The organism is Flavobacterium sp. UBA2787 (genome assembly GCA_002352205.1).
Taxonomy (GTDB): domain Bacteria; phylum Bacteroidota; class Bacteroidia; order Flavobacteriales; family Flavobacteriaceae; genus Flavobacterium.
Genome location: DEHZ01000006.1, coordinates 1 through 16,899, shown reverse-complemented (window position 1 = coordinate 16,899; position 16,899 = coordinate 1). Strand labels below are relative to the sequence as shown.

The window sequence follows — 16,899 nt, the reverse complement described above, 5'->3', positions numbered from 1 at the left end:
ATTGATTTTTGTGAGTTAAACAAATTTAATAAAATTAGTTAATTTAAAGAAAAAATTAATCTCTTCTATTTTTAAGTCTATATTTGATAATGCCGTTTAAAACAACGGTTATAAGAATTATTATCGCACCCAAATAAAACTCAGGACTCATTTTTTCTTTATCTTTAAAGATGAGCAGTGCTAAAATTATGCCATAAATTGGTTCTAAGTTGATGGTCAACATCACGGTGTACGGACTAATAAATTTCATCACTTTTACAGAAGCGATAAAGGCATAAGCAGTACAAATTGAGCTCAAAATAATTAGGTAAATCCAATCTGAAGGTTGAAGAATAAAGAACTCTTTTGAAAAACCATTTGTAAACAGAAGATATACTGAAAAACAAAGAACACCGCCGGAAAGTTCATAAAACGAAATAACGGTTGAGTCATACATTTTAGCATACTTTCCATTAATAACTGAAAAAAGTGCTGATAAAAATGCAGATGTTAACGCCAAAATAATTCCTAAATAGTAATCTCCTTCAAAATTGAAAATGATATAAAGTCCTGCTACAACAAGCAATCCAAAGAAAACTTCGTACCAAATAACTTTTCTTTTATATAGAATTGGTTCTAAGAATGATGTAAAAAATGCTCCTGTTGATAAACATGCCAACGTCACAGAAACATTAGAAACTTTAATAGCTTTAAAAAATGTAAGCCAATGAAGAGCAATCACTAATCCTAAAAACAAAAAAACCATGATTGTTTTGCGAGGAATTGTTAAATCGGTTTTTTTATAAAGCATAAAAAGAACGATAAAACCAACCGCCATTAGCATTCTAAACCAAACGAGCGGCAATGCATCAAGCGAAATTAATTCACCCAAAATAGCGGTAAATCCCCAAATGAAGACGATTAAATGAAGGTGTAAATAACTTTTTACGTTATCGTTTTGCATTTCTGAGCAAATAAATAGCTAATAAACCAAATACAAAATTGGGAAACCAAACGGCTACAAACGGCGGAATACTAGATTTTTCTGCCATTGTTCCAAAAATTTTATCAAAGAAAATATAAGTAAATGCAATCACAATACCGATAGCTAAGTTTACCCCCATTCCTCCTCTTCGTTTCATGGATGAAACTGCAACTGCAATAATTGTTAATATAAATGCTGCAACAGGTAAACTATATTTTCTATATAAAACAACTAAATACGTATTGATATTTGCGTTACCTCTTGCTTTTTCTTTATCAATGAACCGAACTAAATCAGGCAACGTAAGGGTTTCTGCAATATAAATAACCGGAGTAAGATCTTCTAAATCGAAACTAAAAATGGTATCCTTTTTTTCAGATTTTTCCAAAATATCACCATAAACGCCTACTTTTCTTTTTTGATAGTTAAACATGGTGTAAGTACTGTCCTTTTCATTCCATTTCAATCGATTAGCTGTAATTTTGTAATCCAGTTTTTCTCCTTTAAATTTTTCTAAAGTAAAATTGAAAGCTGTTTTTGAAACAGAATTAAAATTACTGACATACAAAAATTCATCATCACTAATTTGACGAAAAACATTTGAATTTTGCCTTATTTCTCTATTGTTTTTTAAATAAGTGTAGCGGAAATCATTGAATCCTTTACTGGCTTTTGGAACGAGAAAAAATCCCATCAACAGAGCAAAAACAGAGACAATCGTTGCACCCATGATATAAGGTCTCAAAAATCTTGAAAATGAAATCCCGGAACTTAAAATGGCGATGATTTCGGTATTATTGGCCAATTTTGAAGTAAACCAGATTACAGAAAGAAATAAAAATATCGGAAATAATAAATTGGCAAAATAAACTGTAAAATCTAAATAATAAATTGCAACCGCCGAAAGTGGCACTTTACTTTCTAAAATTTTATTGATTTTTTCGGCTACATCAATCACGATACCGATGGGTATGAATAGTAAAAGCATCACCGTAAAAGTGGCTAAGTATCGTTTAAGGATGTATTTATCAATTATTTTCATTTAGAAAATGATGTTGGATTTTTAGATTATTCGATTGTTAGATTTTTGGATTTACAGACGTTGACTCATTTGTTTCACCATTTGATCTTTCCATACTCGAAAATCTCCTGCAATGATATGTTTTCTGGCTTCGCGAACCAACCACATGTAAAATCCTAGATTATGAATGGTTGCAATTTGTTTGCCAAGATACTCATTTGCAGCAAACAAATGACGTAAATACGCTTTTGTGTATTCGGTATCAACAAAAGTAATTCCCATTTCGTCAATTGGTGAAAAGTCATCTTCCCACTTTTTATTTTTGATGTTGATGGAACCGTTTGCTGTAAAAAGCATTCCGTTTCGTGCGTTTCTGGTTGGCATAACGCAATCAAACATATCAATTCCTAATGCGATATTTTCCAAAATGTTGATTGGAGTTCCTACACCCATCAAATAACGAGGTTTATCTTGAGGTAAAATGGCCGTAACAACTTCGGTCATTGCATACATTTCTTCTGCTGGCTCACCTACAGAAAGTCCGCCAATCGCATTTCCTTGTGCTCCGGCATTGGCAATATATTCAGCGGATTGTTGACGTAAATCTTTGTATGTACTTCCTTGAACAATTGGAAAAAAAGTTTGTTCATAACCATATTTAAAAGGAAGTTTTTCTAAATGATTGATGCATCTGTCTAACCAACGATGCGTCATGTGCATCGATCGTCTGGCATAATTATAATCACAAGGATAAGGCGTACATTCGTCAAAAGCCATAATAATATCAGCTCCAATTGTACGTTGAATTTCCATTACATTCTCAGGCGAAAAGAAATGATAAGAACCGTCAATGTGACTTTTAAACTTCACCCCTTCTTCTTTAATTTTTCTGTTTGAAGAAAGTGAATAAACCTGATAACCGCCACTATCTGTCAAAATATTACGATCCCAATTCATAAATTTATGCAATCCACCGGCTTTTTCAAGAATTTGGGTTTGAGGTCGAAGGTATAGATGATAGGTGTTTCCTAAAATTATATCGGGATTAATGTCATTTTTCAACTCTCGTTGATGGACTCCTTTTACGGAAGCGACCGTTCCAACAGGCATAAAAATGGGTGTTTCAATCACACCATGATCGGTGGTAATCGAACCGGCTCGGGCTTGCGAATGAGGGTCAGTCGTCAATAAATCAAACTTCATATCTTTTTTTTACAGTTGGCAAAGATAAAAGAATTCGTATTTGTTGTGTCTGTTTTATGAATAATTTATACAAGACAATCTCAGGTTTACTAACAATTTTTCTTGAAAACTTTCACAAATTCTAGTTAAGCGAATTAGTCAAAATCTAATAATTGATTTACCTTTGCCGCAGTTTAACTTTTTATCATAAAATGAAACCCAACACACAACAACTAAACGACTTTTCAACACAAGTCAGAAGAGACATTCTTCGTATGGTTCACGCCGTAAACTCCGGACATCCAGGAGGTTCTTTGGGATGCACAGAATTTTTTGTCGCCTTATATCAAGTTTTGATGGACAGAAAAGAAGGCTTTGATATGGATGGAAAAGAGGAAGATTTATTTTTCTTATCAAACGGTCACATTTCGCCTGTTTTCTACAGTGTTTTAGCCAGAAGTGGTTATTTTCCTGTATCGGAATTAGCAACTTTTCGATTAATTAATTCAAGATTACAAGGACATCCTACTACGCACGAAGGTTTACCTGGAATTCGCGTGGCATCGGGCTCACTTGGACAAGGAATGTCTGTTGCAATCGGAGCTGCATTAGCAAAAAAATTAAATAATGATTCGCATTTAGTTTATTCGCTTCACGGTGATGGTGAATTGCAAGAAGGTCAAAATTGGGAAGCAATGATGTATGCTTCAGCTTATAAAGTGGATAACTACATTGCTACCATCGATTTAAATGGAAAACAAATTGACGGTACTACCGACGAAGTGCTCCATATGGGTGATATTAAAGCAAAATTTGTCGCATTTGGTTGGGATGTTTTAGAAATTAAAGAAGGAAATAACATTGAAGCAATAATTTCCGGAATGACTGAAGCCAAAGCAAAAACCGGTAAAGGAAAGCCTGTTTGTGTTTTATTACACACTGAAATGGGTAATGGCGTTGACTTCATGATGCACACCCACGCTTGGCACGGAAAAGCTCCAAATGATGAGCAATTAGAAAAAGCATTGGCTCAGAACTTACCAACTTTAGGCGATTATTAAAACTTTGAACAATCTCATGAAAAAATATATAAATACAGGAAATAAAGATACCCGCTCCGGTTTTGGAGCAGGTTTGACCGAACTTGGTCAGAAAAACGAAAAAGTAGTTGCACTGTGTGCCGACTTAATCGGATCATTAAAAATGGATGATTTTAAAAAGAATCATCCCGAACGTTTTTTTCAAATCGGAATTGCCGAAGCGAATATGATTGGTATAGCGGCCGGATTAACGATTGGTGGAAAAATTCCTTTTACAGGAACTTTTGCAAACTTTTCTACAGGAAGAGTCTATGACCAAATTCGTCAATCGGTTGCCTATTCTGATAAAAACGTAAAAATTTGTGCTTCGCATGCAGGATTGACTTTAGGTGAAGACGGTGCAACACACCAAATTTTGGAAGACATTGGTTTGATGAAAATGTTACCAGGCATGACTGTAATCAACACATGTGATTACAATCAAACCAAAGCAGCAACATTAGCTATTGCCGATCATCATGGTCCGGTTTATTTGCGTTTTGGTCGTCCGAGCGTGGCCAATTTCACACCTGAAAATGGTGAATTTGTAATTGGAAAAGCTGTTATGTTAAATGAAGGAACAGACGTAACCATCATTGCAACAGGCCATTTAGTTTGGGAAGCTTTACTTGCTGCCGAAAAACTGGAAGAGAAAGGAATTTCTGCCGAAGTAATTAATATACATACAATAAAACCATTAGACGAAGAAGCCATTTTAAAATCAGTTGCTAAAACGGGATGTGTGGTTACTGCTGAAGAGCACAATATTTTAGGTGGTTTAGGCGAAAGTGTTGCAAGAACATTATCGCTAAACAATCCTGTTCCGCAAGAATATGTGGCTGTTCAAGATAGTTTTGGCGAAAGTGGAACACCTGCTCAATTGATGGAAAAATATCAATTGAATTCACAAGCAATTATTGCAAAAGCTGAGAAAGTTATCAATCGAAAATAGTTTACCCTTTTTACCTCCAAAAAAAATCCCGAATCAAATTGAATCGGGATTTTTTTTATGTTACTGTCTTGATTATTGACAAATAGGGTTCAAATGTTTTTTTGTTCTATTTGGATCAACTTGATTACCAGAACAATCAGGAATATCATTAAATTGATAATATTGTTGTGGATTTGTACCTGGAATTTTTAATTCATTTCGAGTTAAAACACCATCGGCATCGTCATCTGAATCTAAAAAATCAGGGATTCCATCACCATCAGAATCTTGGTTAAATAAACCGATATCTGTATCTCCTGAAGGATTGTAAATTTCATCTTTAGACAAAATTTTGTCTCTATCATGATCGTTATATCGTAATCCTTTTAACTTTATTTGAAAAGCAATATTTGAATAAGGAGGAATATTTGTTCCTCTCGACAAATTAAAATAGGCTAAACCTGAGGGTATAAAAACAACACAATTTCCATAATTTGTATAGGAGATAGTGCCATCATCATTTGGTGTTACAGTTTCCGGAGTTTTTATTTTTGGTAAAATTTGTCTGAAGCCGGATATAAATTCATTCGTACTCGATGGAAAAGATGTCCAAACCGGTGAAGAAGTTCTATCAAATTCAACATTACTAAAATTCCAACCTCTGTAATCTACAAATGATGAATCAACAGTTGTTGGACTTTGACCTCCACCTTCATTCAAGATGATATAATAAAGTTTATAATTAACGGGATCTTCCACTCTTCCTCCTTTTAAATAGGTTTGTCGAGAATCATTTTTTACATTTTCAATAAATTGCAAAGGATAATCTGTTTGATCTTTTATAGAAACTTGAGTTAGAGGATCAGTAATTTTTGCAATTGTAACATTCATATCAGCGTCAACTGTCATGTAATTTTCTTCAAAATAGGTGTTAATTGTACTTTCATCTTCACCATATTGAACAGTTCTGTCTTTTGGTGGAGTAATCGTTGCATCATCATCATCTTTTTTACATGAAAAAATTACTGTAGACAACAGTGTAATCAGTAAAACATTTTTAAATCTCTTTAATAGCATTTTTTTAAAATTATTGTTCAGGTTTAGTATAATAATATCTTAAAATAAGTGCCGCAAGATACAATTTTGATTTATTTTTGTATAATAATTAACGAAGAATTCTGAAAAAAGGTATGCGTGTAGATAAATACTTGTGGTGTGTTCGATATTTCAAAACCCGAAATATGGTTACTGAGCTTTGCAAAAAAAACCATGTTACGGTAAACGGTCAAGTTGCTAAGCCTTCAAGAGAAGTTTTTCCGAGTGATGATGTTACTTTTAGAAAAGAGCAAATTATCTATAAAATCAAAGTTTTAGCCATTCCTGAGAGTCGTGTAGGTGCTAAATTGGTTGATATTTACAGAAAAGACGAAACACCACCGGAAAGTTTTGCTCATTTAGAATTAATGAAATTATCTAAAGAACATTACCGAAAAACAGGTGAAGGAAGACCGACTAAAAAAGACCGGAGAGATTTGGAGAATTATACAGATGATACGCTTGAATAAGTAAAATACTACCAAACAATCTCTTCTTTCCCCATCTGTTTTAAATGTTGATTGGTTTTACTAAAATGATTATTTCCAAACCAAAGTCCACGATTTGCACTCAATGGCGAAGGATGTCCGGTCTCTAAAACAATGTGCTTCTTTCTATCGATTTTAGCACCTTTCTTTTTCGCAAATCCGCCCCAAAGTAGAAAAATAACGTTTTCTTTTTGGTTTGAAATTTCTTGAATTACCGCATCCGTAAAGATTTCCCAACCTTTATTTTGATGACTTCCTGCTTCAGATTGTCTAACAGTTAAGGTAGCATTAAGCAACAAAACACCTTGATCTGCCCAACGTTCTAAATTGCCGGATTTGGGATATGGAATTTGCAAATCCTTTTCTAATTCTTTAAAAATGTTTTGCAAAGAAGGTGGAAATGGAATGCCATCATTCACTGAAAAACACAAACCATTCGCTTGATTTGGTCTGTGATAAGGATCTTGACCGATGATTACGACTTTCAGCTTATCAAACGGACAATGATCAAATGAAGCAAAAATTTGATTTCCTTTCGGATAACAAATATGTTGATTATACTCATTTTTAACGAAAGAAATTAACTGCTCAAAATAAGGCTTTGTAAATTCATCTTCAAGAATCGTTTGCCAAGACGGATGGATTTTTACTTGCATAAAGGATATATTTTCACAAAGATAATTATAGTTCTCAATTTGAAGTTAATCCCATTCAAACAAAGAAAAATTATCGCTAAATTTGCCTAAAATTGCTATACAACTAAATGATTTCAATCACCGATAAAACCCTAAAAGATTTAGAATTTTCTACCATTTTGCAAACTATTTCAGATCGATGTAATACCGAACTGGGCAAGCAGAAGGCTTTGGAAATTGTTCCGTTTAGAGATAAAAATCTCCTAATGGATTCGCTTTTGCAAACATCTGAATATCTTTCTTCTTTTTCTAACAATAATGCGTTACCAAATCATGGTTTTGACAACATCAGCAACGAAATTAAATTTATTGGTATCGAAGATAGTTACTTAGAAGTTGGCAGTTTTAGAAAAATTGCTCAATTATCGGAAACAACTAATACGATTTTGCTGTTTTTGAAAAAATTCAACGACTATTATCCCACTTTACATCAAAAATCATTGGCGATTGAGTTTACAAAATTCATTGTACAAAAAATTGATGAAGTAGTTGATAAATATGGCGAAATAAAAGACAATGCATCGCCGGATTTAATCAATATTCGAAGAGAAATGAGTTCTGTTCGTGGCAAAGTAAACCAAAGTTTCGGATTGGCTTTAAGTCAATATAACGGTTTGGGCTATTTAGATGAAATTAAAGAAAGTTTTGTAGAAAATCGTCGTGTTTTGGCGGTTTTAGCCATGTATCGAAGAAAAGTGAAAGGTTCTATTTTAGGAAGTTCCAAAACCGGAAGCATTGCTTATATTGAACCCGAAGCCACGTTGCGTTATTCAAGAGAATTGAGTAATTTAGAATACGAAGAACGTGAAGAAATTACTCGAATTCTAAAAAAATTAACCAACGATATTCGTCCTTTCAAAGAACTTTTGAGTCAGTATCAAGAATTTTTGAGTGATATTGATGTGATTGCCGGAAAAGCAAAATATGCTTTAAAAATTAATGCCATTCTACCTACTATTATTGAAGAAAAGAGGTTGTTTTTTAGAGATGCCTACCACCCTATTTTATATTTGAATAACAAAAGTAAAAACGAAATTACATATCCACAGACTATTGAATTAGACAACAAAAGTAGAATTATTGTGATTTCCGGACCCAATGCGGGTGGAAAAACCATTTCGTTAAAAACAGTTGGATTATTGCAATTGATGTTGCAAAGCGGCATGCTGATTCCTGTTCACGAACGAAGTGAAACGTTTTTATTTGATAGAATTTTAACCGATATTGGAGATAATCAATCGATTGAAAATCATTTGAGTACATACAGTTACCGACTCAAAAACATGAACTATTTTTTAAAGAAATGTAATGATAAAACATTATTCCTGATTGATGAATTCGGAACGGGTTCCGATCCTGAATTAGGTGGTGCTTTGGCCGAAACTTTTTTAGAAGAATTTTATCATCGAGAAGCTTTTGGAATTATTACAACACATTATTCCAATTTAAAAATACTAGCCAACGAATTACCTTTTGCTTCCAATGCAAACATGCTTTTTGATGAAAAATCGTTGGAACCAATGTATAAATTGATATTAGGTCAAGCCGGAAGTTCATTTACGTTTGAAGTAGCACAAAAAAATGGCATTCCGTATGGATTGATTAATCGAGCAAAAAAGAAAATTGAAGGTGGAAAAGTTCGTTTTGATAAAACCATTGCAACATTGCAAAAAGAACGTTCTAAGTTAGAGAAGACTTCGATTAATTTAAAAGAAGAAGAAACCAAAGCCCGTGAAGAAAGCAAAAAGATGGAAACCATCAATGCTAAAATTCAGGATAAGTTAGAAAGATATCAGGAATTGTATGATGCCAATCAGCGTTTAATTTACATTGGACAAAAAATTGATGATCTTTCGAATAAATATTTCAATAGTAAAGACAAAAAAGTATTAATTGGTGAGTTTTTGAAAATTGTTGAAATTGAAAATTCCAAACGAAAAAAAGCGACCGTCAAAGAAATAAAGGATAAAGAAGTAATTCAAAAACAAATTATTCAAGAAGTCACCACAAAAATTGACGAAATTAGAGTTGTCAAAAAAGAAAAGAAGGCAAAGGCATTAAAAATAGAATCAGAAAAACCAAAACCAATCTTAAAAATTGGCGATCGTGTTCGAATGATAGACGGAAAAGCAGTTGGAACTTTAGATGCGGTTGAAAAAAACAAAGCAACCGTTAATTATGGTGTTTTCACTTCAAAGGTGAGTTTAGATGCACTTGAATTAGTAGAAGCAAAAAAATAAAAAACTATGGAAGGATTACCACTCGATAAAAAAATAATTTTGTTTGACGGAGTTTGCAATTTATGTGATTCTTCGGTTCAATTCATAATCAAACACGACAAAAAAGATATTTTTCGGTTTGTTGCTTTGCAGTCAGAATTAGGTCAAAAAATTCTGAAACATATTGGTGTTAATCCGATGAAAGTTGACAGTATCGTGCTTTATGAACCCGGTGTTGCCTATTTTCACAAAGCTGAAGCAGCGATGCGAATCGCAAAAGAATTAGATTCTTGGCACAAAATTATTGGTTACTTATCATTTACAGGAAGCTTTGGCAATTTTGTGTATGATTTTATCGCCAGAAACCGTTATAAATGGTATGGCAAAAAAGAGGAATGCATGATTCCGACTCCTGAATTAAAAGCAAAATTTTTATAACTGATAATTATCATAAAAAATCTGCTGTTAGGTTTTTAATTTTGACTTAACTTAAAACCTAACAAAATGATTAAACAAACTTTTGCTTTATACTCTTGGGATAACGGTGCCTTCATCATGATTGGCGTTTTCTTGTTAGTCATCTTTGGACTAATTGGAGCTGTAATGCTCATGATGAACGAAAAAAACAAAAAGAAATAAGAAATTTATATCCAAAAAAAATCCCGAATTAAATCGGGATTTTTGTGTTTGCTTTATTTTAAACTTGCTAAACTCTGTTCGATGGTGGCAATTTTTGCCAATGCATCTGCTTCTTTGTTTCGTTCGTTGGCAATAATTTCAGGTTTTGCATTGGCTACAAATTTTTCATTTGAAAGCTTCACTTGAACTGATTTCAAGAAACCTTGAATGTATTTTAATTCCTCTTCCAGTTTTTCAATTTCAGCGGCAACATCAATATTTCCGGCAATTGGAATAAAATATTCATTTGATTTTACACGATAAGTCAATGCTCCATTTACTGCTTCTGTTACATATTCTAGGTTTTCAATATTTCCTAATTTAATGATTACAGCATCAAAAGTAGTGGCATTTTTCTCATTGTTGATGATTTTTAAATCAATACTATCTTTATTAGCAATGTTTTTTTGTTTACGAATGGTTCGAATACCAGCAATAACTTCAATAACAAAATCAAATTCTGCAATTAAATCCGGATTTGTGTTTTGCATTGTTGGCCATTCTGAAATAATCAACGCTTGTTCCGGAGTTCTTTCTGCAATATATTGCCAAATTTCTTCGGTTAAGAAAGGCATGAATGGATGCAATAATTTCAAATTGGCTTCTAACAATTCAATCGCTTTATCAAAAGTTGCTTTGTCAATTGGTTGTTGGTAAGCCGGTTTGATAATTTCCAAGAACCACGAACAGAAATCATCCCAAACTAACTTATAAATTCCCATTAACGCATCGGATAATCTGTATTTTTCAAAATTATCTTCAATTTCAGCAAGGGTTTGTTGTAGTTTAGCTTCGTACCAATCAATCGCAATTTTTGATGCTTCCGGTTGAGCAATATCGGCAACTTCCCAACCTTTAATTAATCGAAATGCATTCCAAATTTTATTGGCGAAAGCTTTTCCGTTATTACATAATTCCTCATCAAACATGATGTCATTTCCGGCAGAAGCACTCAATAATAATCCAACACGAACGCCATCAGCTCCAAATTTTTCAATTAAATCTAATGGATCAGGAGAATTTCCTAATGATTTTGACATCTTACGACGTTGTTTATCACGAACCAAACCGGTTAAATAAACATTCGAAAATGGTTTTTTACCAGTATATTCATAACCTGCAATAATCATACGAGCCACCCAAAAGAATAAAATATCCGGACCTGTAACTAAATCATTGGTTGGATAATAGTATTTAAAATCTTCATTTTCTGGATTTAAAATTCCACCAAAAACAGCCATTGGCCATAACCAAGAAGAGAACCAAGTGTCTAATGCATCGGCGTCTTGTTTAAGGTTGCGGGTTTCGAGTTGCGGGTTGCCCGTTTTAACTTTAGCCAAAACTAAAGCTTCATCAATGTTTTCTGCAACAACGTAATCTTCCTTTCCTTCACCATAGAAATAAGCAGGAATTTGTTGACCCCACCACAATTGACGAGAAATATTCCAATCGCGAATATTTTCCATCCAATGACGGTAGGTGTTGTTGAATTTGCTTGGATATAATTTTACTTCTTCTGTTTCTAAAACGGCTTTGATGGCTGGCTTAACCAATTCATCCATCTTTAAAAACCATTGGTCAGATAATCGTGGTTCAATAACTGCTTTAGTTCTTTCAGAAGTTCCTACTTTATTGATGTGAATTTCAGTTTTAACCAAAGCTCCAATAGATTCTAATTCTTTTGAAATTTCTTCTCTAACTACAAATCTGTCTTTTCCTTGGTAGTGTAATCCGAAACTGTTTAAAGAAGCATCTTCATTGAAAATATCAATGATTTCAAGATTGTGTTTATCGCCTAAAACTTTATCGTTTACATCGTGAGCTGGAGTTACTTTTAAGCAACCCGTTCCAAATTCTACATCAACATAGTCATCTTCAATAATGGGAATAACTCTATTGCAAATTGGAATAATTGCTTTTTTGCCTTTCAAATGAAAAAATCGTTCATCATTTGGATTGATACAAATAGCCGTATCACCAAAAATTGTTTCAGGACGCGTTGTGGCAATGGTTAAAAAATCGTTAGTGCCTTCAACTTTATAATTAATGTAATATAAATTTCCTTGACGTTCTTCATGAATAACTTCTTCATCAGACAAAGTAGTTTTTGCTTCCGGATCCCAGTTTACCATTCGATAACCACGATAAATCATTCCTTTGTTGTATAAATCTACGAACGATTTAATTACAGAAGCTGACATATCTTCATCCATGGTGAATTTAGTTCTGTCCCAATCGCAAGAACAACCTAATTGTTTCAGTTGTTCCAGAATAGTTCCTCCGTACTTATCAGTCCAATCGTAAGCGTGCTTTAGAAATTCTTCACGCGTTAAATCGGATTTATTTATTCCTTCTGATTTTAATTTGGCAACAACTTTTGCTTCTGTTGCAATGGAAGCATGGTCAGTTCCCGGCACCCAACACGCATTGAATCCTTTTAGACGAGCACGACGAATTAGAACATCTTGAATCGTATTATTCAACATGTGTCCCATGTGCAAAACTCCTGTCACGTTTGGTGGAGGAATTACTATTGTATAAGGAGTTCTGTGGTCTGGTTTAGAATGAAAATAATTGTTTTTCATCCAGTAATCATACCACTTTTGTTCGGCTTGCTTGGCATCAAATTGAGCAGGAATAGACATAAATATAAATTATATGGTTATAAATTGAAAAATCATCTATTTGATAAAAATTTCAATTTGGTCTGGTTTTTGTATTATGATGCAAAAGTAACGATTTAGTCAGAAGTATTAAAAAAGAAATTAGTATTTGTAATTTGAACAAAAGTGACTATTTTTACAGAACCCAAAAACACATAACCATGAAAAGAATTTTATTTTTTGCTGTATTTAGCTTTATTAGCTTGACTGCTTTTGCTCAGAAAGGCCCAAAAATTGAGTTTAAGGCCAAAGACAATACGATAGACTACGGAAAAGTTTATAAAGACAATGATAATGGCGTTCGAGTATTTGAATTTACAAACACCGGAGATGCACCTTTACTTATAACCAATGTTCAATCAACTTGTGGTTGTACAGTTCCATCTAAACCTAAAGAGCCAATTATGCCCGGAAAATCGGATAAAATAGAGGTAAAATATAATATGGCAACTGGTCCAATCAGAAAAAGCATCACTGTAGAAACCAACGCAGTGAATGTTGAAGGCGGAAAAGTCCATCTTAAAATAAAAGGAGAAGTTTTAGAACGTCCGGAGGTTAATTTAATGGAAAAGAAAAAAGTTGGTCCGATGCAATAATATTTAATCCCTTCGAAAGAAGGGATTTTTTTATAAAATACTTTTTAAATAAAAGGTAAATTTCATTCGTCTGTTACCCCTATCAACTTCAAAATTAATTTTTTTCCCTTCTTCCGATTTCAAAAGAGCATTTACTTCTTGAAGTGAGTATCTATCAGTACCATGAGCATTAATTGAAACAATTATATCACCTTTTTTTAAACCGCAAATATCAGCCGGAGAATCTTTTCTGATATGAGCAATTATGTATACCGGTTTTAGAACAAATTTATATTTAAAGCTATCACTCCCTTTAATTAAATTATCATACGATGTTTTATCTTTTGTTAATACATTCAATTTCACTTCTTCTTGAATCCATTGTAAACCCGCGTGATTAATTTCAATACCACTCATGTTATACTCAAAAGGCATATTAAAGTTTTTATTCTTTTTCAAGTAGAGTTTGCTTGATTGGAAGTCTAAAATGACTGAAAAACGTTTAAAAATTTCACCTCCAATTGAACCAATTCTGTTTTCCGCCCATTTTATATTTTGTAAAGAGGTTGAGTCAGGTATTGCAACATAAGGACTTTTAAAACAGAATTTATCAAATGTAAAAGAATCAAGTTTTGTTCTTTTACCATAAATAGCACCATTAAAACCTCTTCCTAAAAAATCATCAAATGCATTGGCAGAAAATTTGAAATCCTTTATTCTATTAGAAAAAAACCAAAAAGCATCACTATTCCCCAAATCTAAAAGTAATCTACCGTCAACTTTTTCAGAATCAAATCCAAATAATGAACTTATGAATGGTTTACTATTATGAAAAGAAATAGTAAACTCTTCAAACTTTTTTATTTTTTTACTTTTAATTTCCTTAGATGGATTGTAAACAAATATTTTCTGTTTGAGATAATTAATTTCGACTCTAAAATTTTTAAAAAACTGATAACCTATAATGCCATTAACAGGAATTCCTACACTACTGGAAAAGTTAAATTCTTCGTCAAGAATAATGTAAATGTCATGTTTTTGATCAATAATAGCATCTTTAAAAACCACTCTGTTTCCTGATGACTTTAATCCTTCAATAAAGTCAGAACTTCCTAAACCTCGTAATTTTATTTTCTCAACATTATTAAATTTCAATTCTTCTTTGTCCTCCAAACTGAATAAGATTGATTCCTCAACACCAGTATCGAGCAGAAAGGTTAAGTCAACACCATTAACTTCTAATGGAATGAAAATCAGGTTATTTATCAATTTAAACGGAATTACAATTTTATCTTTCTTAGAATAATATTGAAATCCTTCTTGACTGTAAAATGAAGTTGGAAATAAAAAAAATAAAAGAATGACAAAAGTGAATTTCATAAGCAATATTTTAAATAAAAATACAAATTTTGCCTCTAAAAACCAATTCATATAAATATATCCTTAAAAAGCATTGGGTCTGAATAAAAAAAATCGCAAATTTGCATTTCAAAAAATAATCAGTATGCCTAAGATTTCCAAAAAAGGTCAACAAATGCCAGAATCACCAATCAGAAAATTGGTTCCATATTCAGAAATTGCAAAAAAACGAGGTACTAAAGTGTATCACTTGAACATTGGTCAACCCGATATTAAAACCCCGGTAGTAGCTATGAATTCTATCAAAAATATTGATATAGAAGTATTAGAATACAGTCATTCTGCCGGATTTGAAAGTTACCGAAGAAAATTATCTGAGTATTATCAAAAACATAATTTACCAATTAATATTGAAGATATCATCATTACAACCGGTGGTTCTGAGGCCTTGTTATTTGCTATGGGAAGCACAATGGATACCGATGATGAAATTATCATTCCTGAACCATTTTATGCCAATTATAATGGCTTTTCAACCGCATCAGGCGTAAAAGTTGTACCGGTAATTTCAACTATTGATGAAGGTTTTGCCCTTCCTCCTATAGCTGATTTTGAAAAATTAATTACACCAAAAACAAAAGCAATTTTAATTTGTAATCCCGGAAATCCAACCGGATATCTATATTCAAAAGAAGAAATATTTCAGTTAGCTGAATTAGTAAAAAAGCATGATTTATTTTTAATTGCTGACGAAGTTTACCGCGAATTTATTTATGATGGTGACAAACATTTCTCTGTGATGAATGTTCCTGGAATTGAACAACATGCTATTATGATTGATTCTGTTTCTAAACGATATAGTATGTGTGGAGCTCGAATTGGTTGTATTGTTTCAAAAAACAAAGAAGTTATGGCAGCTGCAATGAAGTTTGCTCAGGCCAGATTGAGTCCTCCAACATTTGCTCAAATTGCAAGTGAAGCAGCTTTAGATACACCTCAAAGCTATTTTGATGAAGTAATTACAGAATACAAAGACCGAAGAGATACTTTAATTGCGGAATTAAATCAAATTGAAGGTGTAAAAGTAGCTACTCCAAAAGGAGCTTTTTACTGTATTGCTAAACTTCCGGTTAAAAATGCAGATAATTTTGCACAGTGGTTATTAGAATCATATGATTTTAATGGCGAAACTGTGATGGTTGCACCTGCAGCTGGGTTTTATTCTACTCCAAATGTTGGTTTAGATGAAGTGCGAATTGCTTATGTATTAAAGAAAGAAGACCTTATTAAATCTGTTAGAATTTTAAAAGAAGCTTTAAAGGTTTACAACAAATAGGAATATTATTCATAAATGAAAAATCCCAACGATTATCTGAATTGTTGGGTTTTTTTATTTTGATGTTATTCGATTTTTTCATTTCGGAACCAGCCTAAATTCAAATCATTAAACTGAAAGTTTATTTCTTCTTCTAATGTTGTTTTGTTAAAAATTAAAATATCGGTTTCGGTGATTATGATATATCTATTTTCATTTTCTTCTTCCGATATAATCATGTTAGGTTGAAATTGATAAACTTCTTCTTCTACTTTAAATAAAATGTTTTGATTTGAAATTTGAAGATATTCACCAGTATGAACTCCTTCGTAATCTCCTTTCAGCCATTCTGGTAAATTAAATCCTTGCGTATCAAGTTCCGCAGATTCTGATTCGCATCCAATTAAAATTAATCCTATTATAAAAACTACTACAATCCTTTTCATTAAACTATATTTAGAAATATACTGCTGTAAATCTAATCATTAGAAAAAATAATAAACACTAAAGTCGTTCAAGTGAAGATTTAAACGTTTAACTCAAAGTGAAGTGATTTTTATCGATAAAAAAAACTCCTGACGTTAATCAGGAGTTTTTTATTATTAGCTTTAATTTCTATCTTTTTAATGAAAAAT

Annotated in this window: 16 protein-coding genes; 8 read left to right on the top strand and 8 right to left on the bottom strand. The window is 32.6% G+C overall.

Features of this window, described 5'->3' with window-relative positions; all coding sequences use genetic code 11:
- Nucleotides 1-55 precede the first annotated feature (55 nt).
- From B4N66_RS05550 to tgt, 3 genes are read right to left on the bottom strand one after another with little or no spacing between them, the layout of a single operon-like run.
- Nucleotides 56-943: a DMT family transporter gene (locus B4N66_RS05550; RefSeq protein ID WP_291093014.1), complete on the bottom strand. Its 888-nt coding sequence runs from the start codon at nucleotides 941-943 to the stop codon at nucleotides 56-58.
- Complete coding sequence (locus B4N66_RS05545; RefSeq protein WP_291093011.1) at nucleotides 930-2,006, bottom strand: LptF/LptG family permease; 1,077 nt, start codon at nucleotides 2,004-2,006, stop codon at nucleotides 930-932. The genes B4N66_RS05550 and B4N66_RS05545 overlap by 14 nt, the downstream gene beginning before the upstream one ends.
- Nucleotides 2,007-2,057: 51 nt before the next feature.
- A complete protein-coding gene (tgt, locus tag B4N66_RS05540) occupies nucleotides 2,058-3,188 on the bottom strand; it encodes a tRNA guanosine(34) transglycosylase Tgt (RefSeq protein ID WP_291093009.1) in 1,131 nt (376 codons plus the stop codon).
- 191 nt (nucleotides 3,189-3,379) lie between these two features.
- Here tgt and B4N66_RS05535 point away from each other — a divergent pair, with 191 nt between their 5' ends.
- Both B4N66_RS05535 and B4N66_RS05530 read left to right on the top strand, forming a co-directional pair.
- Nucleotides 3,380-4,228, top strand: a complete 849-nt coding sequence (locus tag B4N66_RS05535; protein WP_291093006.1) for a transketolase — start codon at nucleotides 3,380-3,382, stop codon at nucleotides 4,226-4,228.
- 16 nt (nucleotides 4,229-4,244) lie between these two features.
- Complete coding sequence (locus B4N66_RS05530; RefSeq protein WP_291093003.1) at nucleotides 4,245-5,198, top strand: transketolase family protein; 954 nt, start codon at nucleotides 4,245-4,247, stop codon at nucleotides 5,196-5,198.
- Between the two features lie 72 nt (nucleotides 5,199-5,270).
- On the opposite strand, the gene B4N66_RS05525 is transcribed toward B4N66_RS05530, so the two are convergent.
- A complete protein-coding gene (locus tag B4N66_RS05525; protein WP_291093001.1) occupies nucleotides 5,271-6,254 on the bottom strand; it encodes an FKBP-type peptidyl-prolyl cis-trans isomerase in 984 nt (327 codons plus the stop codon).
- 113 nt (nucleotides 6,255-6,367) lie between these two features.
- On the opposite strand from B4N66_RS05525, the gene B4N66_RS05520 reads away from it, so the two are divergent.
- The gene (locus tag B4N66_RS05520; RefSeq protein ID WP_291092999.1) at nucleotides 6,368-6,742 is read left to right on the top strand and encodes an RNA-binding S4 domain-containing protein; all 375 of its coding nucleotides are present in this window, start codon (nucleotides 6,368-6,370) and stop codon (nucleotides 6,740-6,742) included.
- An 8-nt stretch (nucleotides 6,743-6,750) separates the two neighbouring features.
- On the opposite strand, the gene B4N66_RS05515 is transcribed toward B4N66_RS05520, so the two are convergent.
- Nucleotides 6,751-7,416 (bottom strand): uracil-DNA glycosylase, encoded by a 666-nt coding sequence (locus B4N66_RS05515; protein WP_291092997.1) that lies wholly within the window; start codon nucleotides 7,414-7,416, stop codon nucleotides 6,751-6,753.
- A gap of 107 nt (nucleotides 7,417-7,523) precedes the next feature.
- On the opposite strand from B4N66_RS05515, the gene B4N66_RS05510 reads away from it, so the two are divergent.
- From B4N66_RS05510 to B4N66_RS05500, 3 genes are all read left to right on the top strand, one after another.
- Nucleotides 7,524-9,695: an endonuclease MutS2 gene (locus B4N66_RS05510; RefSeq protein WP_291092996.1), complete on the top strand. Its 2,172-nt coding sequence runs from the start codon at nucleotides 7,524-7,526 to the stop codon at nucleotides 9,693-9,695.
- A gap of 6 nt (nucleotides 9,696-9,701) precedes the next feature.
- Nucleotides 9,702-10,112 (top strand): thiol-disulfide oxidoreductase DCC family protein, encoded by a 411-nt coding sequence (locus B4N66_RS05505; protein ID WP_291092995.1) that lies wholly within the window; start codon nucleotides 9,702-9,704, stop codon nucleotides 10,110-10,112.
- A gap of 66 nt (nucleotides 10,113-10,178) precedes the next feature.
- Nucleotides 10,179-10,313, top strand: coding sequence for a hypothetical protein (locus tag B4N66_RS05500; RefSeq protein WP_256466602.1), 135 nt, complete (start codon nucleotides 10,179-10,181; stop codon nucleotides 10,311-10,313).
- 53 nt (nucleotides 10,314-10,366) lie between these two features.
- Here the strand turns inward: B4N66_RS05500 and B4N66_RS05495 are convergent, their stop codons facing one another.
- Entirely contained in the window at nucleotides 10,367-12,997 is a 2,631-nt protein-coding gene (locus tag B4N66_RS05495) for a valine--tRNA ligase (RefSeq protein ID WP_291092993.1), read from the bottom strand.
- Nucleotides 12,998-13,176: 179 nt separating this feature from the next.
- Between B4N66_RS05495 and B4N66_RS05490 the strand changes: the two genes are divergently transcribed.
- Nucleotides 13,177-13,611: a DUF1573 domain-containing protein gene (locus B4N66_RS05490; protein ID WP_291092992.1), complete on the top strand. Its 435-nt coding sequence runs from the start codon at nucleotides 13,177-13,179 to the stop codon at nucleotides 13,609-13,611.
- A 30-nt stretch (nucleotides 13,612-13,641) separates the two neighbouring features.
- On the opposite strand, the gene B4N66_RS05485 is transcribed toward B4N66_RS05490, so the two are convergent.
- On the bottom strand, nucleotides 13,642-14,970 hold the full coding sequence (locus B4N66_RS05485) for a PDZ domain-containing protein (RefSeq protein ID WP_291092991.1): 1,329 nt from the start codon (nucleotides 14,968-14,970) through the stop codon (nucleotides 13,642-13,644).
- A gap of 124 nt (nucleotides 14,971-15,094) precedes the next feature.
- On the opposite strand from B4N66_RS05485, the gene B4N66_RS05480 reads away from it, so the two are divergent.
- A complete protein-coding gene (locus B4N66_RS05480) occupies nucleotides 15,095-16,285 on the top strand; it encodes a pyridoxal phosphate-dependent aminotransferase (RefSeq protein WP_291092990.1) in 1,191 nt (396 codons plus the stop codon).
- A 65-nt stretch (nucleotides 16,286-16,350) separates the two neighbouring features.
- Here B4N66_RS05480 and B4N66_RS05475 read toward each other — a convergent pair whose 3' ends face one another.
- Nucleotides 16,351-16,710: a hypothetical protein gene (locus tag B4N66_RS05475; protein WP_291092987.1), complete on the bottom strand. Its 360-nt coding sequence runs from the start codon at nucleotides 16,708-16,710 to the stop codon at nucleotides 16,351-16,353.
- Between the last annotated feature and the right edge of the window lie 189 nt (nucleotides 16,711-16,899).